Raw genomic sequence first — 21,263 nt, 5'->3', positions numbered from 1 at the left:
GCCATGGAAGAGAAGCTGCGCTTCGCCATCCGTGAAGGCGGCCGCACCGTCGGTGCCGGCATCGTCGTCACCATCAAAGAGTAATTTGGACTTAAACCGATCTGTCGCGGGCGCTGCCCGCGCCGCGCCAGAACAAGGAAGTGACGCATGAACGGACAGAATATCCGCATCCGCCTGAAGGCGTTTGATCACCGGGTGCTCGACGCCTCGACACGGGAAATCGTGTCGACCGCCAAGCGCACCGGCGCCAACGTCCGCGGCCCCATTCCGCTGCCGACGCGGATCGAAAAGTTCACGGTCAACCGGTCGCCTCACGTCGACAAGAAGAGCCGCGAGCAGTTCGAGATGCGCACGCACAAGCGTCTGCTCGACATCGTCGACCCGACCCCGCAGACGGTCGACGCTTTGATGAAGCTCGACCTGGCCGCCGGTGTCGACGTCGAGATCAAGCTCTAAGGAACCAGAGGTCAGCGGGGCGACCCGCAACTCTGAAGGAACAAGAGGCGTGGAGGGGCGACAGCCCCGACAGGGAACTCTAAAGGAATTGAACCGATGCGTTCAGGTGTGATTGCAAAGAAGGTGGGAATGACCCGCATCTACAACGATGCCGGGGAACATGTTCCCGTCACTGTTCTCCAGATGGAGAACTGCCAGGTCGTGGCGCAGCGCACGCAGGAGAAGAACGGCTATACCGCCGTCCAGCTCGGCGTTGGCCTTGCCAAGGTGAAGAACACGTCGAAGGCGATGCGCGGCCATTTCGCGACCGCTTCCGTCGAGCCCAAGGCCAAGGTTGCCGAGTTCCGCGTCTCCGCCGACAACATGATCGATGTTGGCGCCGAGATCACCGTCGAGCACTTCGTCGTCGGCCAGAAGGTCGATGTGACGGGGACCACGATCGGCAAGGGCTTCCAGGGCGTCATCAAGCGGCACCACATGGGTGGCGGCCGCGCGACGCACGGCAACTCGGTGTCGCACCGTACACACGGCTCGACCGGCCAGCGCCAGGATCCGGGCAAGGTGTTCAAGGGCAAGCATATGGCCGGCCACATGGGTGACACCCGCGTCACCACGCAGAATGTCGAGGTCGTCTCGACCGACGCCGATCGCGGCCTGATCCTGATCCGCGGTGCGGTCCCGGGTTCGAAGGGTGCATGGATCCTGGTCCGCGACGCGGCCAAGGTGGCGCTTCCGGCCAATGCGCCGAAGCCCGCCGCGATCCGCGCCGTTGCGACTGACGGTGCCGCCACGAACGAGGCCCCGGCCACAGAGGGAGCGGAATAATGGACCTCAAGATTACAACGCTTGGCGGCAAGGACGCCGGCAAGCTGAAGCTCTCCGAAGAGATTTTTGGCCTTGATCCGCGCGAGGACATCCTGCAGCGCGTCGTGCGCTGGCAGCTTGCCAAGAAACAGCAGGGCACCCACAAGGCCAAGGGTCGCGCGGAAATCGCCCGCACCGGCGCCAAGATGTACAAGCAGAAGGGTACCGGCCGCGCCCGTCACCATTCGGCTCGCGCTCCGCAGTTCCGCGGCGGCGGCAAGGCCCACGGCCCGGTCGTGCGCAGCCATGAGCACGATCTGCCGAAGAAGGTGCGCGCGCTCGGCCTCAAGCATGCGCTTTCGGCCAAGGCCAAGAGCGCGTCGATCATCATCATCGACGAGCTGAAGCTGACCGAGGCCAAGACCAAGGCACTGATCGCGAATTTCGCGACGCTGGGCCTGAGCAACGCCCTGGTGATCGGCGGCGCCGAGCTTGACAAGAATTTCAAGCTGGCGGCGACCAACATCCCGAACATCGACGTGCTGCCCATCCAGGGCATCAACGTCTACGACATTCTGCGCCGCGGCACGCTGGTCCTTTCCAAGGCCGCCGTCGAGGCTCTCGAGGAGCGCTTCAAATGACCGACCTTCGTCATTACGACGTGATCGTCTCGCCGGCGATCACCGAAAAGTCGACCATGGCTTCCGAGCAGAACCAGGTCGTCTTCAATGTCGCCAAGAAGGCGTCGAAGCCGGAAATCAAGGCCGCCGTCGAAGCGCTGTTCGGCGTCAAGGTGATGGCCGTGAACACGCTTGTCCGCAAGGGCAAGATCAAGCGCTTCCGCGGCACGATCGGCCGCCAGAGCGACGTCAAGAAGGCGGTTGTGACGCTGGCCGAAGGCCAGTCGATCGACGTCGCGACGGGTCTCTGAGCAAGGTCGCGAGGACAGAACAAATGGCACTGAAAAAATTCAACCCGGTAACGCCGAGCACCCGTCAGCTGGTCATCGTCGACCGCTCGGGCCTCTACAAGGGCAAGCCCGTCAAGGGCCTGACCGAAGGCCTGACCAAGTCGGGCGGCCGCAACAATTACGGCCGCATCACGGCCCGCTTCATCGGCGGCGGTCACAAGCGCACCTACCGTATCATCGACTTCAAGCGCCGCAAGTTCGACGTCGTCGGCACGGTCGAGCGTATCGAGTACGATCCGAACCGCACCGCCTTCATCGCGCTGATCAAGTATGACGATGGCGAGTTGTCCTACATCATCGCCCCGCAGCGTCTGGCTCCCGGCGACAAGATCGTGGCCGGTGAATCGGTCGACGTGAAGCCGGGCAACGCGATGCCGCTGGCTTCGATGCCGGTCGGCACGATCGTCCACAATATCGAACTGAAGCCCGGCAAGGGCGCTCAGGTCGCCCGTTCGGCCGGCGGTTATGGCCAGCTCGTCGGCCGCGACCAGGGCATGGCGATCCTGCGCCTCAATTCGGGCGAGCAGCGTGTCGTCCACGGCTCCTGCATGGCCACTGTCGGCGCCGTGTCTAACCCGGACCACGGCAACATCAATGACGGCAAGGCAGGCCGCACGGTGTGGCGCGGCAAACGTCCGCACAATCGCGGCGTGACCATGAACCCGGTCGACCATCCACATGGCGGCGGCGAAGGCCGCACCTCGGGTGGCCGCCATCCGGTTTCGCCCTGGGGCAAGCCGACCAAGGGCAAGAAGACGCGGTCCAACAAGGCGACCGACAAGTTCATCCTGCGCTCGCGCCATCAGCGCAAGAGCTAAGAAGAGGTAACGCCAAGTGACTCGTTCGATTTGGAAAGGCCCCTTCATCGACGGCTACCTTCTGAAGAAGGTGGACAAGGTTCGTGAAGGTGGTCGCAATGAGGTGATCAAGATGTGGAGCCGCCGCTCCACCATCCTGCCGCAGTTCGTCGGCTTCACCTTCGGTGTCTACAACGGCCAGAAGCACGTTCCCGTCTCGGTGAACGAGGACATGGTCGGTCACAAGTTCGGTGAATTCGCTCCGACCCGGACCTATTACGGTCACGGCGCGGATAAGAAGGCGAAGAGGAAATAATCATGGGCAAGGCCAAAGCTCCGCGCAGGCTTGCTGACAACGAAGCGCGCGCCGTGTTGCGCACGATCCGTATCAGCCCGCAGAAGCTGAACCTCGTTGCCGCGCTGATCCGCGGCAAGAAGGTCGCGACAGCGCTTTCCGATCTCGAATTCTCGGCCAAGCGGATTTCCGGCACGGTCAAGAAGACGCTGGAATCGGCGATCGCCAACGCGGAAAACAACCACGACCTCGACGTCGATGCGCTGATCGTGGCGGAAGCCTATGTCGGCAAGTCGATCGTCATGAAGCGGTTCCATGCCCGTGGCCGTGGTCGCGCCAGCCGTATCGAGAAACCGTTCTCGCACCTCACGATCGTCGTTCGTGAAGTCGAAGAAAAAGGGGAGGCCGCATAATGGGCCAGAAAGTCAATCCGATCGGTCTGCGTCTCGGCATCAACCGCACCTGGGATTCGCGCTGGTTCGCGAACACCGGCGAGTACGGCAAGCTGCTGCACGAGGACATCAAGATCCGCAAATATCTTGAGAAGGAACTCAAGCAGGCTGCGATCTCGAAGGTCGTGATCGAGCGTCCGCACAAGAAGTGCCGCGTCACCATCCATGCGGCTCGTCCGGGCCTGATCATCGGCAAGAAGGGCGCCGACATCGAGAAGCTTCGCAAGAAGCTGATGGAGATGACCAAGTCCGAGACGCATCTGAACATCGTCGAAGTGCGCAAGCCGGAGATCGACGCGACCTTGGTCGCCCAGTCGATCGCCCAGCAGCTCGAGCGCCGCATCGCGTTCCGCCGCGCCATGAAGCGTGCCGTGCAGTCGGCGATGCGCCTCGGTGCCGAAGGCATCCGCATCAACTGCGCCGGCCGTCTCGGCGGCGCCGAGATCGCGCGCATGGAATGGTATCGCGAAGGCCGCGTGCCGCTGCATACGCTGCGTGCCGACGTCGACTACGGCACGGCCGAGGCGAATACGGCCTACGGCATCTGCGGCGTCAAGGTCTGGGTGTTCAAGGGCGAAATCCTCGAGCACGACCCGATGGCTTCGGAGCGCCGCGCCACCGAGGGCGATCATGCGCATGGCGGTGGTGGTGAGCGCGAACGCGGTCGCCGTCGCGAAAACGCGTAAGACATTTAGGAATTTGGAGTTAGAACGATGCTGCAGCCAAAGCGCACAAAGTTCCGCAAGCAGTTCAAGGGCCGCATCCACGGTACCGCCAAGGGCGGCACCAACCTGGATTTCGGTGGTTTCGGGCTGAAGGCGCTTGAGCCGAACCGCGTCACCGCGCGTGAGATCGAGGCGGCCCGCCGCGCGATCACCCGCGAGATGAAGCGTGCCGGCCGCGTGTGGATCCGTATCTTCCCGGACGTGCCGGTGACGTCGAAGCCGACCGAAGTCCGTATGGGTAAGGGCAAGGGCGCGGTCGACTACTGGGCGGCACGCGTCAAGCCGGGCCGCATCATGTTCGAGATCGACGGCGTCAACGAGGAAACCGCCCGTGAGGCGCTGCGTCTCGGCGCGGCCAAGCTCTCGGTCAGGACGCGCTTCGTACAGCGCATCGCAGAATAAGGACGGGCTGATCATGAAAGCCGAAGACATCCGGACCAAGACCCAGGACCAGCTGACCGACGACCTGGCCAGCCTGAAGAAGGAGCAGTTCAACCTGCGCTTCCAGAAGGCCACCGGCCAGCTTGAGAAGACCGCGCGCGTGAGGCAGGTCCGCAAGGACATTGCGCGTATCAAGACCATCGCTGCGGAAAAGTCCGCGGCCAAGAAGGCTTAAGGACGAAAACCATGCCAAAGCGCATTCTGCAGGGCACCGTCGTCAGCGACAAGAACGAGAAGACGGTTGTCGTCAAGGTCGAACGGCGCTTCACGCATCCCGTGATGAAGAAGACCGTGCGCATGACCAAGAAGTACAAGGCGCACGACGAGAACAACGCCCACAAGGTCGGCGATCAGGTGTTCATCCAGGAATCGAAGCCGATTTCCAAGGACAAGCGCTGGGTCGTGGTGTCTTCGGACCAGGCCTGATCAGGGCTAACGAAACGAATTTTGGACAGACCGGGGAGGGGTGAGAAACCCGTCCCGTTAGAAAAGAAGAAGGCGGCCAGTCATGATTCAGATGCAAACAAACCTCGACGTCGCGGATAATTCCGGCGCCCGTCGTGTCATGTGCATCAAGGTGCTGGGCGGCTCGAAGCGGAAATACGCTTCCGTGGGCGACATCATCGTGGTGTCGATCAAGGAAGCCATCCCGCGCGGCCGCGTCAAGAAGGGCGATGTGATGAAGGCGGTCGTGGTACGCACGGCCAAGGACATCCGCCGCCCGGACGGCAGCGTGATCCGTTTCGACAAGAACGCAGCCGTTCTCGTCGACAACAAGAAAGAGCCGATCGGCACGCGTATCTTCGGACCGGTTCCGCGCGAACTCCGCGCCAAGAACCACATGAAGATCATCTCGCTCGCGCCTGAAGTGCTGTAAGGAGCCGGACCAATGCAGAAGATTAGAAAAGGCGACAAGGTCGTCGTGCTGGCCGGCAAGGACAAGGGCCGTTCGGGCGAAGTCCTCTCGGTACAGCCGAAGGACGACACCGCGCTGGTGCGCGGCGTCAACCTGATCCGTCGTCACCAGAAGCAGTCCCAGTCCCAAGAGGGCGGGATCATCACCAAGGAAGCGCCGATCCAGCTGTCGAACATCGCGCTGGCCGACCCCAAGGATGGCCAGCCGACCCGCGTCGGCTTCATCTTCCAGAAGGACGGCAAGAAGGTGCGCGTCGCCAAGCGCTCGGGAGAAGTCATCAATGGCTAAGGCTCAAACCAAGCAGGCAACTGCCCAGAACACGCCGCGCCTCAAGCAGGTCTACAACGAGACCATCCGCAAGGCGCTGCAGGAGCAGTTCGGCTACGAGAACGAGATGCAGGTTCCGCGCATCGACAAGATCGTGCTGAACATGGGCGTCGGCGAGGCGACTGGCGATTCGAAGAAGCCTTCGATCGCGGCGGAAGACCTTGCGATGATCGCCGGCCAGAAGGCCGTCGTCACCCGCGCCCGCAACTCGATCGCCGGCTTCAAGGTCCGCGAGAAGATGCCGATCGGCGCCAAGGTCACGCTGCGCAAGGAACGCATGTACGAGTTCCTCGACCGCCTCGTGAACATCGCGCTGCCGCGCGTCCGCGACTTTCGCGGACTTAATCCGAAGAGCTTCGATGGCCGTGGCAACTATGCCATGGGCATCAAGGAACACATCGTGTTTCCGGAGATCAACTACGACAAGGTTGATCAGATCTGGGGCATGGACGTCATCGTTTGTACGACTGCGAAGACGGACGACGAAGCCAGGGCATTGCTCAAGGCCTTCAACTTCCCCTTCCGCCAGTAACGGCAGCGAGAAAAGGAAAATCTGAAATGGCAAAGACCAGCTCAGTCGAGAAGAACAACAGGCGCCGCAAGCTTGCGGACCAGTTCGCTGCCAAGCGCAAGGTGCTCAAGGCGATCATCATGGATCAGTCCAAGCCGATGGAAGAGCGCTTCCGCGCCCAGCTGAAGCTTTCGGCGCTGCCGCGCAACTCGGCCAAGACCCGCATCCGCAACCGCTGCGAAGTCACCGGACGTCCGCGTGCCTATTATCGCAAGCTCAAAGTATCGCGTATCGCGCTTCGTGATCTCGGCAATAACGGCCAGATCCCGGGCCTGGTCAAGTCGAGCTGGTAAGGAGGACATAACATGTCATTGAGCGATCCTCTCGGCGATATGCTGACCCGCATCCGCAACGCGTATGGCCGCAAGAAGTCGAGCGTTTCGACGCCGGCCTCGCGCCTGCGTACCCGCGTCCTCGACGTGCTGAAGGCGGAAGGCTATATCCGCGACTACAGCCAGACCGACTTCGACAACGGCAAGTCCGAAATCGAGATCGAGCTGAAGTATTTCGATGGTGCGCCGGTGGTGCGCGAAATCGCTCGGGTCTCGAAGCCCGGCCGCCGCGTCTACGTTTCGGCCAAGTCGATACCGCACGTCGCCAACGGCCTCGGCATCGCCATCCTTTCGACGCCGAAGGGCGTGATGGCCGACCACGAAGCGCGTGAACAGAATGTCGGCGGGGAAATCCTCTGCCAGATCTTCTGATCTGGTATGTGACCCGGTTGGAAACAGGTTTTCGGGATCTAGTCCCGAAAGCCGAGACCTGAAACAAGAGAAGTGACGAGGACAACAAAATGTCTCGTATTGGAAAGAAACCCGTTTCGCTGCCGCAGGGCGTGACCGCGACCGTCAACGGCCAGACCGTGACGGCGAAGGGTCCGAAGGGCGAGCTGAAGTTCGTGGTGAACGACGAAGTGCTGGTCAAGATGGAAGGCAGCGAGATCGCTGTCCAGCCGCGCGACCAGACCAAGACTGCTCGTTCCAAGTGGGGCATGTCGCGCACGCAGATCGTCAACATCCTGCAGGGCGTCAAGGACGGCTTCGAAAAGAAGCTCGAGATCACCGGCGTCGGCTATCGTGCCGCCATGCAAGGCAAGAACCTGCAGCTGGCGCTCGGCTTCAGCCATGACGTCGTCTACGAGACGCCGCAGGGCGTGACGATTTCGGTGCCGAAGCCGACGGAAATCACGGTGACCGGCATCGACAAGCAGCAGGTCGGCCAGGTCGCCGCCGAGATCCGCGAGTATCGCAGCCCCGAGCCCTACAAGGGCAAGGGTGTCCGCTATGCCGGCGAGAAGATCGTCCGCAAGGAAGGCAAGAAGAAGTAATTTTAACGCCGCGGGGAGCGGTCGCGGGAGGCTCGTCCTACCGCATATGGTTGCCCCCGTTTTTTGAAGGCAAGGAACTGATATCATGGGCTCGAAAGAATCCACCCAACGCCGCGCCCAGCGCGTCCGCCGCCAGATCAAGAAAGTTGCCGGCGATCGTCCGCGCTTGTCGGTCCATCGCACGTCGAAGAACATCTATGTCCAGGTGATCGACGACGCCAAGGGCCACACCATCGCGGCTGCTTCGACGCTCGAGAAGGAGCTCAAGGGCTCGCTCAAGACCGGCGCCGACACCGCGGCTGCAGCTGCCATCGGAAAGCTGATCGCCGAACGCGCCTCGAAGGCCGGCGTCAAGGAAGTCGTCTTCGACCGCGGCGCCTATATCTACCACGGCCGCGTCAAGGCGCTGGCCGAGGCTGCCCGTGAAGGTGGTCTGAGCTTCTAGAGCATGATCCCGAACCGAAGGTCAGCGCAGCAAAAAGTTGCAGACTTTTCGGATAAGATCATGCGAAGGAAAAAGAGTTTTCGCCCCCGGCGACCTGCAGAGGTGCCGGATATCATCATCAACCGTGCTTCCGGAAAAAAACAAGGAACAGGATATGGCACAGGAACGTAGGGATGGCGGCCGCGGCCGTGATCGCGAAGAGCGCGACGACGGCATGGTCGACAAGCTCGTCCACATCAACCGTGTCGCCAAAGTCGTCAAGGGCGGCCGGCGCTTCGGCTTTGCGGCACTTGTCGTCGTCGGCGACCAGAAGGGCCGCGTCGGCTTCGGCCACGGCAAGGCGCGCGAAGTGCCGGAGGCGATCCGCAAGGCGACCGAATCGGCCAAGCGCGACATGATCTTCGTGCCGCTGCGCTCAGGCCGCACGCTGCACCACGACGTCGAGGGACGCTGGGGCGCGGGACGCGTTCTGCTGCGCGCCGCCAAGCAAGGTACCGGCATCATCGCCGGCGGCCCGATGCGCGCCGTTTTCGAGACGCTCGGCATGCATGACGTGGTCGCCAAGTCGATGGGTTCTTCGAACCCCTACAACATGGTTCGCGCCACTTTCGACGCGCTGAAGAGCCAGATGCATCCGAAGGATGTGGCTGCCGCGCGCGGCATCAAGTATTCGACCCTTCAGGCCCGCCGCGGCACCGCCGTTGCGGCTGAAGAATAGTCGATGCTGACCAGGGATCTGACCATGGCCAAGAAAGCAACCAAGACCATCACCGTCGAGCAGATCGGTTCGCCGATCCGCCGGCCGAAGGAGCAGCGCGCAACGCTGGTCGGCCTCGGCCTCAACAAGATGCACAAGCAGCGCACGCTGGAGGATACGCCCTCGGTGCGCGGCATGATCGCTGCCGTCCAGCATCTCGTCCGCGTCGTGGACGAGGGCTGAACCAGAGCGCAGGAGAACCCAGATGAAACTCAACGATCTGCGTGACAAGGACGGCGCGACGCACTCCAAGAAGCGTCTCGGCCGTGGCATCGGTTCCGGTTCGGGCAAGACCGCCGGTCGCGGCGTCAAGGGCCAGAAGGCGCGCTCCGGCGTCGCCGTCAACGGCTTCGAGGGTGGCCAGATGCCGCTCTACCGCCGCCTGCCGAAGCGCGGTTTCAACAATATCTTCGCCAAGAGCTTCACCGTCGTGTCGCTGGCCCGCATCCAGGCCGCGCTCGATGCCAAAAAGCTCGATGCTAAGACAGTTGTAACGGCCGAGGCGCTGGTTGCGGCCGGCGTCATCCGTCGCGTCAAGGACGGCGTGCGCATCCTCTCGGACGGCGACATCAAGGCCAAGCTTGCCTTCGACGTTGCCGGTGCTTCCAAGGCCGCGATCGAGAAGATCGAAAAGGCCGGCGGCTCGGTGAAGTTGCCTGAGCAGGCAGCCGCCGAGTAACGGCAATTTGAAGCACGGTCGGCAAAGGTGGAATTCGGTTTTGCCTGCGGTCGTGCTTTGATCCGACAGATGTGGCGGCCGCATCAACGCGGCCGCTTGCATGTTTGCAGTCCGGAGCTTATCTCGTGAGCTTCGGTGACACGCGCCGCCTGAGCTGCGGGCATCGAGCGTGACCAAGCGGAGAATCAGGCATGGCTTCGGCTGCTGAACAACTAGCCTCGAATCTGAATTTTTCGGCCTTCGCCAAAGCCGAGGATCTGAAGAAGCGCATCTGGTTCACCATCGGCGCGCTGCTCGTCTACCGTCTTGGCACCTATATTCCGCTGCCCGGCATCAATCCCGACGCTTTCGCCCAGGCCTTCTCGTCGCAGAGCAAGGGCGTGCTCGGCATGTTCAACATGTTCGCCGGCGGCGCCGTGCAGCGCATGGCGATCTTTGCCCTCGGCATCATGCCCTATATCTCGGCCTCCATCATCATGCAGCTGATGACCTCGGTCATTCCGTCGCTGGAAGCGCTGAAGAAGGAAGGCGAGCAGGGCCGCAAGATCATCAACCAGTACACGCGCTACGGCACCGTGCTTCTGGCGCTGGTTCAGGCGTACGGCATTTCGGTCGGGCTTGAGGGCGGCAACGGCATCGTCAACGATCCCGGCATGTTCTTCCGCATCTCTACCGTCGTCACGCTGGTCGGCGGCACCATGTTCCTGATGTGGCTTGGCGAGCAGATCACTGCTCGCGGCATCGGCAACGGCATTTCGCTGATCATCTTCTCCGGCATCGTCGCCGGCCTGCCGCGCGCCATCTCCGGCACGCTGGAGCTTGGCCGCACCGGCGCCTTGTCGACCGGCCTGATCCTGGCGATCATCGTGCTGGCCATCATCGTCATCGCGCTGATCGTCTTCTTCGAGCGCGCCCAGCGCCGCCTGCTGATCCAGTATCCCAAGCGCCAGGTCGGCAATCGCATGTTCCAGGGCGATACCTCGCATCTGCCGCTGAAGCTTAACACCTCCGGCGTCATTCCGCCGATCTTCGCCTCGTCGCTGCTGCTGCTTCCGGCAACGGTTGCCGGCTTCTCGCAGACCACCAATATGCCTGCATGGGCCAGCACCATCCTGGCGGCGCTCGGCCACGGCCAGCCGCTCTATATGGCCTTCTACGCGGCGATGATCGTGTTCTTCGCCTTCTTCTATACGGCGATCGTCTTCAATCCGAAGGACACCGCCGACCAGCTCAAGAAGCATTCGGGCTTCATCCCGGGCTATCGTCCGGGCGAGCGCACTGCGGACTATATTGACTATGTGCTCACCCGCATCACCGTCGTCGGCGCCATTTATCTGGTGCTGGTGTGTCTGCTGCCCGAGTTCCTGATTTCAGCGACTGGCGTACCGTTCTACCTTGGTGGCACTTCGCTCCTGATCGTGGTCAGTGTAACGCTCGATACGGTGGCGCAGATTCAGGGTCACCTGATCGCGCACCAGTATGAGGGCCTGATCAAGAAGTCGAAGCTGCGCGGGGGGAAAAAGGCCAGATGAGGTTGATATTGCTTGGACCGCCGGGGGCGGGCAAGGGGACACAAGCACTAAGACTGGTAGATCGACACGGCATCCCACAGCTTTCCACGGGGGACATGCTGCGTGCTGCTGTCCAGGCTGGCACCGAAGTCGGCAAGCGCGCCAAGGCGGTGATGGACGCTGGCGAACTGGTGTCCGACGCTATCGTCAACGCCATCGTGGCCGAGCGCATCGATCAAGCTGATTGCGCAAACGGCTTCATCCTTGACGGGTACCCGCGAACCCTGGTGCAAGCGGACGCCGTTGAGGAAATGCTGTCGGATCGCGGACTGGAGCTCGATGCTGTCATCGAATTTGTCGTCGATGACAAGGCGCTGGTTGGCCGAATCGTCAAGCGCGCCGAAGACGCCAAGGCCGCAGGCCTGCCGGTGCGCAAGGACGACAGCCCAGCGGTGTTCGAGGAACGCTTGAGGGAATATTACAAGAAAACCTCGCCGCTGATCGGCTACTACTACGCCAAGGGCAAGCTCAGGGGCGTCGATGGCATGGCCGACATCGATGCGGTGACGCAGCAGATCGAGGCGGTGCTCAGGGCGACGACCCGGAAAGTTGGCCAGGCGGCCGGCTAGAGAATCGAACGATTGCGCTTGACTGGAGCGGTCCGCTGGGGTATGGCGGCCCGTCTTCCTATCAGGCATGAGGCTTGCTTGTCCGCAAGGGCAAGGCAGGCCGCTTTGAACTGGAAACTCCCGCAAGGGCCGGCCTCCACCGGACGCGGGGCAACTTGAAGCGCCGGCTCGTCCGGCCTATATGGAGAAGAGAAGAACATGGCTCGTATAGCCGGCGTCAATATTCCGACCAACAAGCGCGTCGTCATCGCGCTTCAATACATTCACGGCATTGGCAAGAAGTTCGCCCAGGAGATCGTCGACAAGGTCGGCATCCCGGCCGAGCGTCGCGTCAACCAGCTGACCGACGCGGAAGTGCTGCAGATCCGCGAGACCATCGACCGCGACTATCAGGTCGAGGGCGATCTGCGCCGCGAAGTGTCGATGAACATCAAGCGACTCATGGACCTCGGCTGCTACCGCGGCCTGCGTCACCGCCGCTCGCTACCGGTTCGTGGTCAGCGCACGCATACCAATGCGCGCACCCGCAAGGGCCCGGCTAAGTCGATTGCCGGAAAGAAGAAGTAATTTAGGGCAGTAAGGGAGTAGGGCAGTAAGGCAATAGGAACGGCAGACATACTGCCCTACTGCCTTCTCCCTGGTGGAGCCGCTGGCATTACGGCGGTGTAGAGATCAACTGAAAGGACCATCATGGCCAAGGAAGCCGCTCGTGTTCGCCGTCGCGAACGCAAGAACATCTCGTCGGGCGTTGCCCACGTCAATTCGACCTTCAACAACACGATGATCACCATCACCGACGCGCAGGGTAACTCGATTGCCTGGTCGTCGGCCGGAGCCCAGGGCTTCAAGGGATCGCGCAAGTCGACCCCGTTCGCTGCCCAGATGGCCGCAGAAGATGTTGCCAAGAAGGCCCAGGAACACGGCATGCGCATGCTCGAGGTCGAGGTCTGTGGACCCGGCTCCGGTCGTGAATCGGCGCTGCGCGCGCTGCAGGCTGCCGGCTTCACCATCACCTCGATCCGTGATGTGACGCCGATCCCGCACAATGGCTGCCGCCCGCGCAAGAAGCGCCGCGTCTAAAGAATTTACCGAACGCCGCGCGAGCGCCTCAAGGGCGCTCCTCCACGGCATTCCAGGTCGCCCGCCACGATTGGATGGTGGCGGGACAACGGAAGGAAAGCACTATGATCCAGAAAAATTGGCAAGAACTGATCAAGCCGAACAAGATCGAGTTCTCGTCGAAGAAGAAGACGCTGACCACGCTGGTCGCCGAGCCGCTCGAGCGCGGCTTCGGCCTCACCCTCGGCAACGCGCTGCGCCGCGTGCTTCTGTCTTCGCTGCGTGGCGCGGCTGTAACCGCCGTGCAGATCGACGGCGTTCTGCATGAATTCTCGTCCATCGCCGGCGTCCGCGAGGACGTGACCGACATCGTTTTGAACATCAAGGAAATCGCCATCCGCATGGAAGGCGACGGCCCCAAGCGCATGGTCGTCCGCAAGCAGGGACCGGGCGCGGTTCTCGCCGGCGACATCCAGACGGTCGGCGACGTCGAGATCCTCAATCCCGACCACGTCATCTGCACGCTGGACGAAGGCGCTGAAATCCGCATGGAATTCACCGTCGATACCGGCAAGGGCTATGTGCCGGCCGACCGTAACCGCGCCGAGGACGCGCCGATCGGGCTGATCCCCGTCGACAGCCTGTATTCGCCGGTCAAGAAGGTCTCCTACAAGGTCGAGAACACCCGCGAGGGCCAGGTTCTCGACTATGACAAGCTGACCATGACCATCGAGACCGACGGTTCGATTTCGGGCGAGGACGCGGTGGCCTTCGCCGCTCGCATCCTGCAGGACCAGCTCGGCCTGTTCGTCAATTTCGACGAGCCGCAGAAGGAAGTCGCCGCCGAACAGGTTACCGAGCTTGCCTTCAACCCGGCGCTGCTCAAGAAGGTCGACGAGCTCGAGCTTTCGGTGCGTTCGGCCAACTGCCTGAAGAACGACAACATCGTCTATATCGGCGACCTGATCCAGAAGACCGAAGCCGAGATGCTGCGCACCCCGAACTTCGGCCGCAAGTCGCTGAACGAGATCAAGGAAGTCCTGGCGGCGATGGGCCTGCATCTCGGCATGGAAGTGCCGGACTGGCCGCCGGAAAACATCGAAGACCTCGCCAAGCGTTACGAAGACCAATATTGAGCATGATCTCGAACCGAAGGTCAGCGCAGCAAAAAGTTGCAGACTTTTCGGACAAGATCATGCGGCTAACCAACTGGGGCTCAGGCCTCTTGAAACCGCAATGAAGGAGAAGAGCCATGCGCCACGGATTTAAAGGCCGCCGGTTCGCCCGCAGCATAAGCCATCGCAAGTCGATGTTTGCCAACCTTGCCGTGTCGCTTATCGAGCACGAGCAGATCCTCACCACGCTGCCGAAGGCGAAGGATTTGCGTCCGATCGTCGAGAAGTTGGTGACGCTCGGCAAGCGCGGCGACCTGCACGCCCGCCGCCAGGTTATTGCCCAGATCGGCAATGAAGGCGTCGTCAAGCGCCTGTTCGATACCATCGCGCCACGTTATGCCACCCGCAACGGCGGCTATCTGCGCATCATGAAGGCCGGCTTCCGCCACGGTGATAACGCGGCAATGGCGGTCATCGAGTTCGTCGACCGCGACACCTCGGCCAAGGGCGCCGGCGACCGTGCCCGCATCGAGGCCGAAGGCACCGAAGAGGAAGCTGCAGCCGCATAAGGCTCGGTTTTTCGCGAGAAGTTCAAAAGGGGCCTCCGGGCCCTTTTTCTGTTTCCGAAGGTACCGGGCAGGGCTGGTAGGGGTTTTGTCACCGGTTTTTGCGGCGACTACCCAAAATAATCGGATTTCAGCGGCTTAGCCTTTCATTTTGCACAATCGTCAGGACAATGGCGCCCGACTTGGAGGATTCGGAATGCGCGTTAAACGGCTGTCCATTGTTCTGATCTGCGCCTTGATGGCGTTGGCCGTCGTGCCGGCGGCCAGGCACGCGCTGGCGGAGGAGGCCAAGCCAGATCCCGGTCTGTCCGACGTGCTAACCGATCTGCTGCATGGCGTCGAAGGCGAAAACGCCACTTCAGGCCCCGACAAGCGCGTGCCGTTCGGCCGCGAGGAGGTGCAGCTGTCCTTCGCGCCGCTGGTCAAGCAGACGGCGCCGGCCGTGGTCAATGTCTACGCCTCGCAGACCGCCAAGGTGACGTCGCCCTTCGACGGCGATCCGTTCTTCGAGGAGTTCTTCGGCCGCTCGCAGCCGCGCGCGCAGTCCTCGCTCGGTTCGGGGGTGCTGGTCGATCCGACCGGCGTCGTGGTCACCAATTTCCACGTCGTCAAGGACGCCGACCAGGTCAAGGTCGCGACTGCCGATGGGCGCGAATTCGACAGCAAGGTACTGCTTAAGGACGAGACGCTCGATCTCGCCGTGCTCAAGATTTCTTCCGACAAGCCGTTTCCGGTGATCGCCATCGGCGATTCCGACGCGCTCGAGGTCGGCGACCTGGTGCTGGCGATCGGCAATCCGTTCGGTGTCGGCCAGACCACCACCAGCGGCATTATTTCGGCGGTGGCGCGCAGCCATATCGGCGTCTCCGATTCCAGCTTCTTCATCCAGACCGACGCCGCCATCAACCCCGGCAATTCCGGTGGCGCGCTGGTCAACATGGGAGGGCAGCTGATCGGCATCAACACGGCGATCTATAGCCGTAGCGGCGGCTCGATCGGCATCGGCTTTGCCATCCCTTCGAACATGGTTCGCGCCTTCGCCGACGCGGCCAAGGCCGGGCTCGACTTCTTCGAGCGGCCGTATGCCGGTGCCGAGTTCGAGGCGGTGACGCCGCAGATTGCCGAATCGCTCGGCATCGACAAACCGACCGGTGCGCTGGTTTCTTCGGTCGAAGAGGCGGGACCCGCCGCCAAGGCAGGGCTCAAGCCGGGCGACGTAGTGCTGTCGCTCAACGGCAAGCCGGTCGAGAGCGTCGGGGCGCTGGACTACCGGATGGCGACGCTGTCGATTGGTACGAATGCCAGCTTCGGCGTTCTGAGCAAGGGTCAGCAGGCGACGATGGACATCGCGCTGGAACGGCCGCCTGAGGGCGCCAAAGCTGCGGAACTCATATTGCGCGGCCGCAGCCCGTTTTCCGGTGCCAAGGTTGCTGAACTGTCGCCACGGCTTGCCCAACGGCTCGGTCTGCGCACGGATGTCAAAGGCGTCACCGTGGTCGACATCAACCGCGATTCGCCTGCTGCCGATTTTGGCTTCCAGCCAGGCGACATCGTGCGTGAGGTCAATGGCCTGACGATCGACAAGGCGGCGACCTTGGAACAGGTAGCCCAGCAGGATACGCGCTGGTGGCGCTTTACCGTCGAGCGCGGCGGGCAGATACTACGCCAGGTGTTGCGTTACTGAGCCCGAACGTCAGCATGATCGGGCTCCAGGCAGAAGAAGTTGCATGGCCGATCTGTTCAGTGTCGATGAACCGGAAAAGACGCCGCCCGGCAGGCCGCTGGCGGACCGTCTGCGCCCGAAGAACCTCGGCGAGGTCGTCGGCCAGGAGCATCTGACCGGACCCGACGGCGCGCTGACGCGGCTGATCGGCTCCGGCTCGCTCGGCTCGATGATCTTCTGGGGCCCGCCCGGCACCGGCAAGACCACGGTCGCACGGCTGCTTGCCGGCGAGACAAGCCTCGCCTTCGAACAGATCTCGGCGGTGTTTTCCGGCGTTGCCGACCTGAAGAAAGTGTTCGAGGCAGCGAAGCTGCGCCGCTCCAACGGCCGCCAGACACTGCTGTTCGTCGACGAGATCCATCGCTTCAACCGCGCCCAGCAGGACAGTTTTCTGCCCGTGATGGAAGACGGCACCGTCGTGCTGGTCGGCGCCACCACGGAGAATCCGTCCTTCGAGCTTAACGCCGCGCTGTTGTCGCGCGCGCGTGTGCTGGTCTTTCACTCGCTCGGCGAGGACAGTATCGCCAAGCTGCTGGCGCGGGCCGAGGAGGCAGAGGGCAGGGCGCTGCCGCTCGATGAAGACGCGCGGGCGATGCTCATCCGCATGAGCGACGGCGACGGCCGCGCGGCATTGACGCTCGCCGAAGAGGTCTGGCGCGCAGCGAAATCAAAGGAGGTGTTCGGCGCCGAAGCCCTGCAGCGCATCGTCCAGCGCCGCGCGCCGATCTACGACAAGGGACAGGACGGCCACTACAATTTGATCTCCGCCTTGCACAAATCGGTGCGCGGCTCCGACCCCGACGCGGCACTCTACTATCTCGCCCGCATGTTCGACGCCGGCGAAGATCCGCTTTATCTCGGGCGCCGGTTGGTGCGCATGGCGATGGAGGATATCGGGCTGGCCGACCCGCAGGCGCTCGTCGTCGCTAACGCCGCCAAGGACGCCTATGACTATCTGGGCTCGCCCGAGGGCGAACTGGCCTTCGCCGAGGCGACCGTCTATCTCGCCACCGCGCCGAAATCCAATGCAGTTTATACCGCGTTCAAGGCCGCCACACAGGCGGCGAAGGAATTCGGTTCGCTGCTGCCGCCCAAGCACATTCTCAATGCGCCGACCAAGCTGATGAAACAGGAAGATTACGGCGCCGGCTATCGCTACGACCACGACGAGCCCGACGCTTTTTCCGGCCAGGACTATTTTCCGGAGAAGATGGGAAGGCAGACATTCTATGACCCGCCAGAGCGCGGCTTCGAGCGCGATATCAGGAAGCGGCTGGATTATTGGGCGAAGCTGCGCAGCGAGCGGGAAAAGTAGCTGCCGACCGCACAGTGGTGTGATCGCCGTTGTCTGGCGGGATAAAAAACCCTATCAAGATGCGCCTTCGGCCGGCGGACAGGCCAGAAACGTACCGACGATATTCAGAACGGAATCGCGCCTGGCGCGTGGAAAAATGACAAAAAAATCTCGCAAGACCCTTCGGAAGTTCGCCATAGCGATCCCGCTGCTGGCGCTCGGCTTCTATTTCATTCCCATCCTGACGACAATTTTCATTGTCCTCGGCCTGGTCGACGTGTTGCGCAATGACAACAAGAACTGGGCGCTGTTCAGTGGTTATTTTCTCGGCAACGGCATCTTCACCTGGCTGCTTTCGCCCTTCAATCTGCTGGTCGATCTTCTGTGCTACAGAAACCGCGGTGTCTGGAAACTGGACCAGTTTCCTCCGGACTATCAGCGTGAGGTCAACGAGGTTCTGGACGTCTTCAAGGCGCGCAAGGACGAGATCATCGCCGATATCGACGCCAATTTCGGCAGCGGCCGGCGCGGCATGTATGTCTACCAGTGGTACGGCAAGCACAAGATCGACAACGTCGCCGAATTCAACAAGGATTTCAAATATATCAAGACCATCGCCGTGTCGGTGTTCAGGGGCAAGGAATCGACCTCCTGGCATTTCGGACCGCTGCGGCTCAGCCTGCGCATTCTCTACAATCTTCTCCCGGTGAAGGCCGAGGTTTTCGTCGAGTGCAACAACGCCAGGAACTACTGGCACGACAATCCGCTCTATATTTTCGACGACACGCTGCTGCACCGCTCGGTCAACGAATATGATGGGCGCCGCTACTGCGTGTTCATGGACATCATCCGGCCATCGCCATTCCCCGGCCTGATCGCCGCTCTTCTCGCCATCGTTTCGGTCAGCGTCGAGCGCATCAATGCCATGTTCTACAAGAACTGGAAGATGATCGGCTCCAGCAAGCCGAAGAAGGCCGGAGCCGCCTGACACCGTGGTGTGACCGGCGCGAGGAGCACGATGTATCATCTGTTGCTTGTCTGCCTTGGTGGCGCGATCGGTGCAATGGCCCGCTTCTTCCTGTCCGGCTTCGTCGCCCGCCGGGTCGGCGAGACCTTTCCCTGGGGCACTATGGCCGTCAACGTCTCGGGAGCGTTTGCAATCGGTGTCGTTGCGCATGCGGTGGCGCGCGACGGCATGCCCGCCATCTGGGCCTTTACCGTTACCGGCGGCCTCGGCTGCTACACCACGGTTTCTTCCTTCAGCCTGCAGACGCTGGCGCTGGCGCGCGACGGCGAATGGCGGCGCGCCGGCGGAAATGTGCTGCTTTCGGTTTTTCTGAGCCTCGGCGGCGTGACGCTGGGCTTTGCTGCGGGAAGTCTTCTGATTGGCGGCGGGGCACCGTGAGCGGCCCGCGGAAGCTCCGCCACGACGGGACGGACACTGCCGCGGCAGGGCATGCGGCGCGCCTTATTGGCCGTCGCAGAACCAACGAAACGGTTCGGCTCTATGCGACCGTAGCCGCAGGCAGCATGATCGGCGGTGTGTTGCGGGCGCTTGCCTCATCGACCAGCACTGCCCTGTGGGGCGCTGGATTTCCCTTCGGCACGCTCCTCGTCAACATTGTTGGCTCGTTCCTCATCGGCTTCTACGCGACATTGACGGGACCCGATGGTCGCGTCTTCGCCGGTCCGCTGCAACGTCAATTCTTCATGGCCGGCTTCTGCGGCGGCCTGACGACCTTCTCCGCTTTCAGCCTTGAAACACTCACCCTCGCGCAAGGCGGGAGGCTTGTGGCGGCGGGACTCAATATCGCGATCTCCGTGGTGGCCTGGCTTGCCGCCGTCTGGCTTGGCCACATCTTTGCAGTTCGGCTCAACCGGCTGAGAGGGTCCAGGCAATGAAGATACCAACACAGGCGCAATTGCTGCGCATATTTATCGGCGAAAACGACAAGGCAGATGGCCGTCCGCTGTATGAGGTTATCGTGCTGAGGGCCCGCGAAATGCAGATCGCCGGCGCGACCGTCCTGCGCGGCGCGATGGGGTTCGGCCATTCCAGCCGGCTTCACACCACGAAGATCCTCCGCCTATCGGAGGATCTGCCACTCGTCATCGAGATCGTCGATGACGAGGAAAAATTGGCCGCTTTCCTGCCCGTGCTTGAAACAATCATGACAAGTGGTTTGATTACGCTGGAGAAAGTTCAGGTTCTGCAATATGGAACCGACAACGAATAACCGAGTGAGATTGCGGGTGCCGGCGAATGCCGTTGCATGCCTGCAAAACGGCGATTGGAATCATGGCAGGCGTTGAACAGATCACAGTGGACGCCGGCGAGGCGGGCATGCGGCTCGACCGCTGGTTCAAGAGCCATTTCCCCGGTCTCGGTTTCGGTCATCTGCAGAAGCTGATGCGTTCCGGCCAGATCCGCGTCGACGGCGGCAGGGTGAAGGCCGATACCCGCGTCGAAGCCGGCCAGACGGTCCGAGTGCCGCCGCTCGAAGTCGACAAGAAAGGTGAAAGCCCGCTCACCGGTCATTCGATCCGCAACCAGGGCGACGCCGACGTTTTGGCAAAGATGCTGATCCATGAGGACCCGAAGGTCTTCGTCTTCAACAAGCCGGCCGGCCTGGCGGTCCAGGGCGGCTCTGGCGTCACCCGCAATGTCGACGACATGCTGGAAGCCTGGCGCAACCAGAAGGGCGAGAAGCCGCGTCTGGTGCACCGGCTCGACCGCGACACGTCGGGTGTGCTGGTTGTCGCCCGTACAAGGCTCGCCGCCATGAAGCTCGCCGAAGCGTTCCGGGCGCGTGAGACGAAGAAAACCTACTGGGCGCTGGTCAAGGGCGTGCCGCCGAAGCGCGAGGACAAGATCTCAACCTGGCTGATCAAGGAACCGACGCCCGACGGCGATCGTGTGCGCATCGCCAAGCATGGCGAAAAGGGCGCCGATCACGCCGTGTCCTATTACCGCATCGTCGAGCAGGCGGCGCAGACCCTGTCCTGGCTGGAAATGGAACCCTATACCGGGCGCACCCACCAGCTTCGCGTCCATGCCGCCCATATCGGTTGCCCGATCATCGGCGACCCCAAATATTTCGAGGCCGACACCAATTGGGATTTTCCAGGCGGCATGCAGAACCGCCTGCATCTGCACGCGCGCCGCATTGTCATCCCTCATCCCGACAAGGGCTTTGTCGACGTCACCGCACCGATGCCGCCGCATATGCGCCAGAGCTGGAACCTGCTCGGTTTCGACGACGCGAGCGCGGAGGACTAGCGGCGGTGGGCGTCGCCACAGATACGCTCGACCGTCGTGACGCGGTCGATCTGGCGGCCGCCGCCATCATGGTCGGGCTGACCTTTTCGTGGGGCCTGAACTACGTTGCCGCCAAGATCTCGTA

35 protein-coding genes and 1 pseudogene are annotated in these 21,263 nt (G+C 62.2%); all 36 read left to right on the top strand.

Annotation, left to right across the window (positions count from 1 at the left end):
- On the top strand, positions 1-84 hold an 84-nt coding region (locus tag NKI67_RS32715; protein WP_455749504.1), incomplete at its 5' end, for an EF-Tu C-terminal domain-related protein.
- A 63-nt stretch (positions 85-147) separates the two neighbouring features.
- The gene (rpsJ, locus tag NKI67_RS32710; RefSeq protein ID WP_006205468.1) at positions 148-456 is read left to right on the top strand and encodes a 30S ribosomal protein S10; all 309 of its coding nucleotides are present in this window, start codon (positions 148-150) and stop codon (positions 454-456) included.
- A 96-nt stretch (positions 457-552) separates the two neighbouring features.
- The gene (gene rplC, locus NKI67_RS32705) at positions 553-1,281 is read left to right on the top strand and encodes a 50S ribosomal protein L3 (protein WP_023675141.1); all 729 of its coding nucleotides are present in this window, start codon (positions 553-555) and stop codon (positions 1,279-1,281) included.
- Positions 1,281-1,901 carry a 50S ribosomal protein L4 gene (rplD, locus tag NKI67_RS32700; protein ID WP_023675140.1) on the top strand — a complete coding sequence of 207 codons (621 nt, stop codon included), beginning with the start codon at positions 1,281-1,283 and terminating at the stop codon, positions 1,899-1,901. The genes rplC and rplD overlap by 1 nt, the downstream gene beginning before the upstream one ends.
- Positions 1,898-2,191, top strand: coding sequence for a 50S ribosomal protein L23 (locus NKI67_RS32695; protein WP_023675139.1), 294 nt, complete (start codon positions 1,898-1,900; stop codon positions 2,189-2,191). Before rplD ends, NKI67_RS32695 begins: the two co-directional genes overlap by 4 nt.
- Before the next feature lie 23 nt (positions 2,192-2,214).
- Positions 2,215-3,048 (top strand): 50S ribosomal protein L2, encoded by an 834-nt coding sequence (rplB, locus tag NKI67_RS32690; protein ID WP_023675138.1) that lies wholly within the window; start codon positions 2,215-2,217, stop codon positions 3,046-3,048.
- Between the two features lie 16 nt (positions 3,049-3,064).
- Positions 3,065-3,343, top strand: a complete 279-nt coding sequence (rpsS, locus tag NKI67_RS32685; protein ID WP_006205463.1) for a 30S ribosomal protein S19 — start codon at positions 3,065-3,067, stop codon at positions 3,341-3,343.
- A gap of 2 nt (positions 3,344-3,345) precedes the next feature.
- Complete coding sequence (gene rplV / locus NKI67_RS32680; RefSeq protein WP_006205462.1) at positions 3,346-3,735, top strand: 50S ribosomal protein L22; 390 nt, start codon at positions 3,346-3,348, stop codon at positions 3,733-3,735.
- The gene (rpsC, locus tag NKI67_RS32675) at positions 3,735-4,460 is read left to right on the top strand and encodes a 30S ribosomal protein S3 (RefSeq protein ID WP_023675137.1); all 726 of its coding nucleotides are present in this window, start codon (positions 3,735-3,737) and stop codon (positions 4,458-4,460) included. Before rplV ends, rpsC begins: the two co-directional genes overlap by 1 nt.
- A 27-nt stretch (positions 4,461-4,487) precedes the next feature.
- Positions 4,488-4,901, top strand: a complete 414-nt coding sequence (gene rplP / locus NKI67_RS32670; protein WP_006205460.1) for a 50S ribosomal protein L16 — start codon at positions 4,488-4,490, stop codon at positions 4,899-4,901.
- 13 nt (positions 4,902-4,914) lie between these two features.
- On the top strand, positions 4,915-5,115 hold the full coding sequence (rpmC, locus tag NKI67_RS32665; RefSeq protein WP_006205459.1) for a 50S ribosomal protein L29: 201 nt from the start codon (positions 4,915-4,917) through the stop codon (positions 5,113-5,115).
- A gap of 11 nt (positions 5,116-5,126) precedes the next feature.
- Positions 5,127-5,366: a 30S ribosomal protein S17 gene (gene rpsQ / locus NKI67_RS32660; protein ID WP_023675136.1), complete on the top strand. Its 240-nt coding sequence runs from the start codon at positions 5,127-5,129 to the stop codon at positions 5,364-5,366.
- 82 nt (positions 5,367-5,448) lie between these two features.
- The gene (gene rplN, locus NKI67_RS32655) at positions 5,449-5,817 is read left to right on the top strand and encodes a 50S ribosomal protein L14 (protein WP_006205457.1); all 369 of its coding nucleotides are present in this window, start codon (positions 5,449-5,451) and stop codon (positions 5,815-5,817) included.
- A 12-nt stretch (positions 5,818-5,829) separates the two neighbouring features.
- The gene (gene rplX, locus NKI67_RS32650; RefSeq protein WP_023675135.1) at positions 5,830-6,144 is read left to right on the top strand and encodes a 50S ribosomal protein L24; all 315 of its coding nucleotides are present in this window, start codon (positions 5,830-5,832) and stop codon (positions 6,142-6,144) included.
- Positions 6,137-6,715 carry a 50S ribosomal protein L5 gene (gene rplE, locus NKI67_RS32645; RefSeq protein WP_008875670.1) on the top strand — a complete coding sequence of 193 codons (579 nt, stop codon included), beginning with the start codon at positions 6,137-6,139 and terminating at the stop codon, positions 6,713-6,715. The genes rplX and rplE overlap by 8 nt, the downstream gene beginning before the upstream one ends.
- 26 nt (positions 6,716-6,741) lie before the next feature.
- Entirely contained in the window at positions 6,742-7,047 is a 306-nt protein-coding gene (rpsN, locus tag NKI67_RS32640; RefSeq protein ID WP_023675134.1) for a 30S ribosomal protein S14, read from the top strand.
- 12 nt (positions 7,048-7,059) lie between these two features.
- Positions 7,060-7,458 (top strand): 30S ribosomal protein S8, encoded by a 399-nt coding sequence (gene rpsH / locus NKI67_RS32635; protein ID WP_006205453.1) that lies wholly within the window; start codon positions 7,060-7,062, stop codon positions 7,456-7,458.
- A gap of 89 nt (positions 7,459-7,547) precedes the next feature.
- Positions 7,548-8,081 (top strand): 50S ribosomal protein L6, encoded by a 534-nt coding sequence (rplF, locus tag NKI67_RS32630; RefSeq protein ID WP_023675133.1) that lies wholly within the window; start codon positions 7,548-7,550, stop codon positions 8,079-8,081.
- Between the two features lie 85 nt (positions 8,082-8,166).
- A complete protein-coding gene (gene rplR, locus NKI67_RS32625) occupies positions 8,167-8,526 on the top strand; it encodes a 50S ribosomal protein L18 (protein WP_023675132.1) in 360 nt (119 codons plus the stop codon).
- Between the two features lie 154 nt (positions 8,527-8,680).
- A complete protein-coding gene (gene rpsE / locus NKI67_RS32620; RefSeq protein WP_006333394.1) occupies positions 8,681-9,244 on the top strand; it encodes a 30S ribosomal protein S5 in 564 nt (187 codons plus the stop codon).
- 24 nt (positions 9,245-9,268) lie between these two features.
- Positions 9,269-9,466 carry a 50S ribosomal protein L30 gene (gene rpmD / locus NKI67_RS32615; protein WP_006205449.1) on the top strand — a complete coding sequence of 66 codons (198 nt, stop codon included), beginning with the start codon at positions 9,269-9,271 and terminating at the stop codon, positions 9,464-9,466.
- Positions 9,467-9,488: 22 nt separating this feature from the next.
- Positions 9,489-9,962 (top strand): 50S ribosomal protein L15, encoded by a 474-nt coding sequence (gene rplO / locus NKI67_RS32610; RefSeq protein WP_023675131.1) that lies wholly within the window; start codon positions 9,489-9,491, stop codon positions 9,960-9,962.
- 191 nt (positions 9,963-10,153) lie between these two features.
- Positions 10,154-11,494 (top strand): preprotein translocase subunit SecY, encoded by a 1,341-nt coding sequence (secY, locus tag NKI67_RS32605; RefSeq protein WP_023675130.1) that lies wholly within the window; start codon positions 10,154-10,156, stop codon positions 11,492-11,494.
- On the top strand, positions 11,491-12,102 hold the full coding sequence (locus NKI67_RS32600) for an adenylate kinase (protein WP_023675129.1): 612 nt from the start codon (positions 11,491-11,493) through the stop codon (positions 12,100-12,102). The genes secY and NKI67_RS32600 overlap by 4 nt, the downstream gene beginning before the upstream one ends.
- A 198-nt stretch (positions 12,103-12,300) precedes the next feature.
- Complete coding sequence (gene rpsM / locus NKI67_RS32595) at positions 12,301-12,669, top strand: 30S ribosomal protein S13 (RefSeq protein ID WP_006205445.1); 369 nt, start codon at positions 12,301-12,303, stop codon at positions 12,667-12,669.
- A gap of 123 nt (positions 12,670-12,792) precedes the next feature.
- Entirely contained in the window at positions 12,793-13,182 is a 390-nt protein-coding gene (gene rpsK, locus NKI67_RS32590; RefSeq protein ID WP_006205444.1) for a 30S ribosomal protein S11, read from the top strand.
- 104 nt (positions 13,183-13,286) lie between these two features.
- Positions 13,287-14,297, top strand: a complete 1,011-nt coding sequence (locus NKI67_RS32585; protein ID WP_023675128.1) for a DNA-directed RNA polymerase subunit alpha — start codon at positions 13,287-13,289, stop codon at positions 14,295-14,297.
- 116 nt (positions 14,298-14,413) lie between these two features.
- Positions 14,414-14,845, top strand: a complete 432-nt coding sequence (rplQ, locus tag NKI67_RS32580; RefSeq protein WP_023675127.1) for a 50S ribosomal protein L17 — start codon at positions 14,414-14,416, stop codon at positions 14,843-14,845.
- Positions 14,846-15,038: 193 nt separating this feature from the next.
- The gene (locus NKI67_RS32575) at positions 15,039-16,526 is read left to right on the top strand and encodes a DegQ family serine endoprotease (protein WP_023675126.1); all 1,488 of its coding nucleotides are present in this window, start codon (positions 15,039-15,041) and stop codon (positions 16,524-16,526) included.
- Between the two features lie 43 nt (positions 16,527-16,569).
- Complete coding sequence (locus tag NKI67_RS32570; protein ID WP_023675125.1) at positions 16,570-17,880, top strand: replication-associated recombination protein A; 1,311 nt, start codon at positions 16,570-16,572, stop codon at positions 17,878-17,880.
- A 136-nt stretch (positions 17,881-18,016) separates the two neighbouring features.
- The gene (locus tag NKI67_RS32565) at positions 18,017-18,847 is read left to right on the top strand and encodes an aspartyl/asparaginyl beta-hydroxylase domain-containing protein (protein WP_023675124.1); all 831 of its coding nucleotides are present in this window, start codon (positions 18,017-18,019) and stop codon (positions 18,845-18,847) included.
- A 30-nt stretch (positions 18,848-18,877) separates the two neighbouring features.
- The gene (gene crcB / locus NKI67_RS32560; protein WP_023675123.1) at positions 18,878-19,264 is read left to right on the top strand and encodes a fluoride efflux transporter CrcB; all 387 of its coding nucleotides are present in this window, start codon (positions 18,878-18,880) and stop codon (positions 19,262-19,264) included.
- A 125-nt stretch (positions 19,265-19,389) separates the two neighbouring features.
- Complete coding sequence (gene crcB, locus NKI67_RS32555; RefSeq protein WP_245274632.1) at positions 19,390-19,761, top strand: fluoride efflux transporter CrcB; 372 nt, start codon at positions 19,390-19,392, stop codon at positions 19,759-19,761.
- Positions 19,758-20,096, top strand: a complete 339-nt coding sequence (locus tag NKI67_RS32550) for a DUF190 domain-containing protein (protein WP_254817158.1) — start codon at positions 19,758-19,760, stop codon at positions 20,094-20,096. The genes crcB (NKI67_RS32555) and NKI67_RS32550 overlap by 4 nt, the downstream gene beginning before the upstream one ends.
- 62 nt (positions 20,097-20,158) lie before the next feature.
- Positions 20,159-21,139, top strand: a complete 981-nt coding sequence (locus NKI67_RS32545) for an RluA family pseudouridine synthase (protein ID WP_023675121.1) — start codon at positions 20,159-20,161, stop codon at positions 21,137-21,139.
- 5 nt (positions 21,140-21,144) lie between these two features.
- Positions 21,145-21,263 (top strand): annotated as a pseudogene (locus tag NKI67_RS32540) (EamA/RhaT family transporter); the annotation flags it as partial.

It is taken from the genome of Mesorhizobium sp. M0408 (genome assembly GCF_040321495.1).
GTDB lineage: Bacteria > Pseudomonadota > Alphaproteobacteria > Rhizobiales > Rhizobiaceae > Mesorhizobium.
This window is presented reverse-complemented; position numbering and strand designations above follow the sequence as displayed.

Coding starts and splice junctions, on each gene's coding strand:
- NKI67_RS32585 (WP_023675128.1), top strand. CDS start 13,287: ATGATCCAGAAAAATTGGCAAGAACTGATCAAGCCGAACAAGATCGAG.
- rpsH (WP_006205453.1), top strand. CDS start 7,060: ATGTCATTGAGCGATCCTCTCGGCGATATGCTGACCCGCATCCGCAAC.
- NKI67_RS32550 (WP_254817158.1), top strand. CDS start 19,758: ATGAAGATACCAACACAGGCGCAATTGCTGCGCATATTTATCGGCGAA.
- rpsC (WP_023675137.1), top strand. CDS start 3,735: ATGGGCCAGAAAGTCAATCCGATCGGTCTGCGTCTCGGCATCAACCGC.
- rpsM (WP_006205445.1), top strand. CDS start 12,301: ATGGCTCGTATAGCCGGCGTCAATATTCCGACCAACAAGCGCGTCGTC.
- rplE (WP_008875670.1), top strand. CDS start 6,137: ATGGCTAAGGCTCAAACCAAGCAGGCAACTGCCCAGAACACGCCGCGC.
- rplX (WP_023675135.1), top strand. CDS start 5,830: ATGCAGAAGATTAGAAAAGGCGACAAGGTCGTCGTGCTGGCCGGCAAG.
- crcB (WP_023675123.1), top strand. CDS start 18,878: ATGTATCATCTGTTGCTTGTCTGCCTTGGTGGCGCGATCGGTGCAATG.
- rpmD (WP_006205449.1), top strand. CDS start 9,269: ATGGCCAAGAAAGCAACCAAGACCATCACCGTCGAGCAGATCGGTTCG.
- NKI67_RS32545 (WP_023675121.1), top strand. CDS start 20,159: ATGGCAGGCGTTGAACAGATCACAGTGGACGCCGGCGAGGCGGGCATG.
- rplD (WP_023675140.1), top strand. CDS start 1,281: ATGGACCTCAAGATTACAACGCTTGGCGGCAAGGACGCCGGCAAGCTG.
- NKI67_RS32565 (WP_023675124.1), top strand. CDS start 18,017: ATGACAAAAAAATCTCGCAAGACCCTTCGGAAGTTCGCCATAGCGATC.
- rpmC (WP_006205459.1), top strand. CDS start 4,915: ATGAAAGCCGAAGACATCCGGACCAAGACCCAGGACCAGCTGACCGAC.
- rplF (WP_023675133.1), top strand. CDS start 7,548: ATGTCTCGTATTGGAAAGAAACCCGTTTCGCTGCCGCAGGGCGTGACC.
- NKI67_RS32575 (WP_023675126.1), top strand. CDS start 15,039: ATGCGCGTTAAACGGCTGTCCATTGTTCTGATCTGCGCCTTGATGGCG.
- rplQ (WP_023675127.1), top strand. CDS start 14,414: ATGCGCCACGGATTTAAAGGCCGCCGGTTCGCCCGCAGCATAAGCCAT.
- rplO (WP_023675131.1), top strand. CDS start 9,489: ATGAAACTCAACGATCTGCGTGACAAGGACGGCGCGACGCACTCCAAG.
- rpsJ (WP_006205468.1), top strand. CDS start 148: ATGAACGGACAGAATATCCGCATCCGCCTGAAGGCGTTTGATCACCGG.
- rplB (WP_023675138.1), top strand. CDS start 2,215: ATGGCACTGAAAAAATTCAACCCGGTAACGCCGAGCACCCGTCAGCTG.
- secY (WP_023675130.1), top strand. CDS start 10,154: ATGGCTTCGGCTGCTGAACAACTAGCCTCGAATCTGAATTTTTCGGCC.
- rplC (WP_023675141.1), top strand. CDS start 553: ATGCGTTCAGGTGTGATTGCAAAGAAGGTGGGAATGACCCGCATCTAC.
- rplN (WP_006205457.1), top strand. CDS start 5,449: ATGATTCAGATGCAAACAAACCTCGACGTCGCGGATAATTCCGGCGCC.
- rplP (WP_006205460.1), top strand. CDS start 4,488: ATGCTGCAGCCAAAGCGCACAAAGTTCCGCAAGCAGTTCAAGGGCCGC.
- rplR (WP_023675132.1), top strand. CDS start 8,167: ATGGGCTCGAAAGAATCCACCCAACGCCGCGCCCAGCGCGTCCGCCGC.
- rplV (WP_006205462.1), top strand. CDS start 3,346: ATGGGCAAGGCCAAAGCTCCGCGCAGGCTTGCTGACAACGAAGCGCGC.
- NKI67_RS32600 (WP_023675129.1), top strand. CDS start 11,491: ATGAGGTTGATATTGCTTGGACCGCCGGGGGCGGGCAAGGGGACACAA.
- rpsK (WP_006205444.1), top strand. CDS start 12,793: ATGGCCAAGGAAGCCGCTCGTGTTCGCCGTCGCGAACGCAAGAACATC.
- rpsQ (WP_023675136.1), top strand. CDS start 5,127: ATGCCAAAGCGCATTCTGCAGGGCACCGTCGTCAGCGACAAGAACGAG.
- crcB (WP_245274632.1), top strand. CDS start 19,390: ATGATCGGCGGTGTGTTGCGGGCGCTTGCCTCATCGACCAGCACTGCC.
- rpsN (WP_023675134.1), top strand. CDS start 6,742: ATGGCAAAGACCAGCTCAGTCGAGAAGAACAACAGGCGCCGCAAGCTT.
- NKI67_RS32695 (WP_023675139.1), top strand. CDS start 1,898: ATGACCGACCTTCGTCATTACGACGTGATCGTCTCGCCGGCGATCACC.
- NKI67_RS32570 (WP_023675125.1), top strand. CDS start 16,570: ATGGCCGATCTGTTCAGTGTCGATGAACCGGAAAAGACGCCGCCCGGC.
- rpsE (WP_006333394.1), top strand. CDS start 8,681: ATGGCACAGGAACGTAGGGATGGCGGCCGCGGCCGTGATCGCGAAGAG.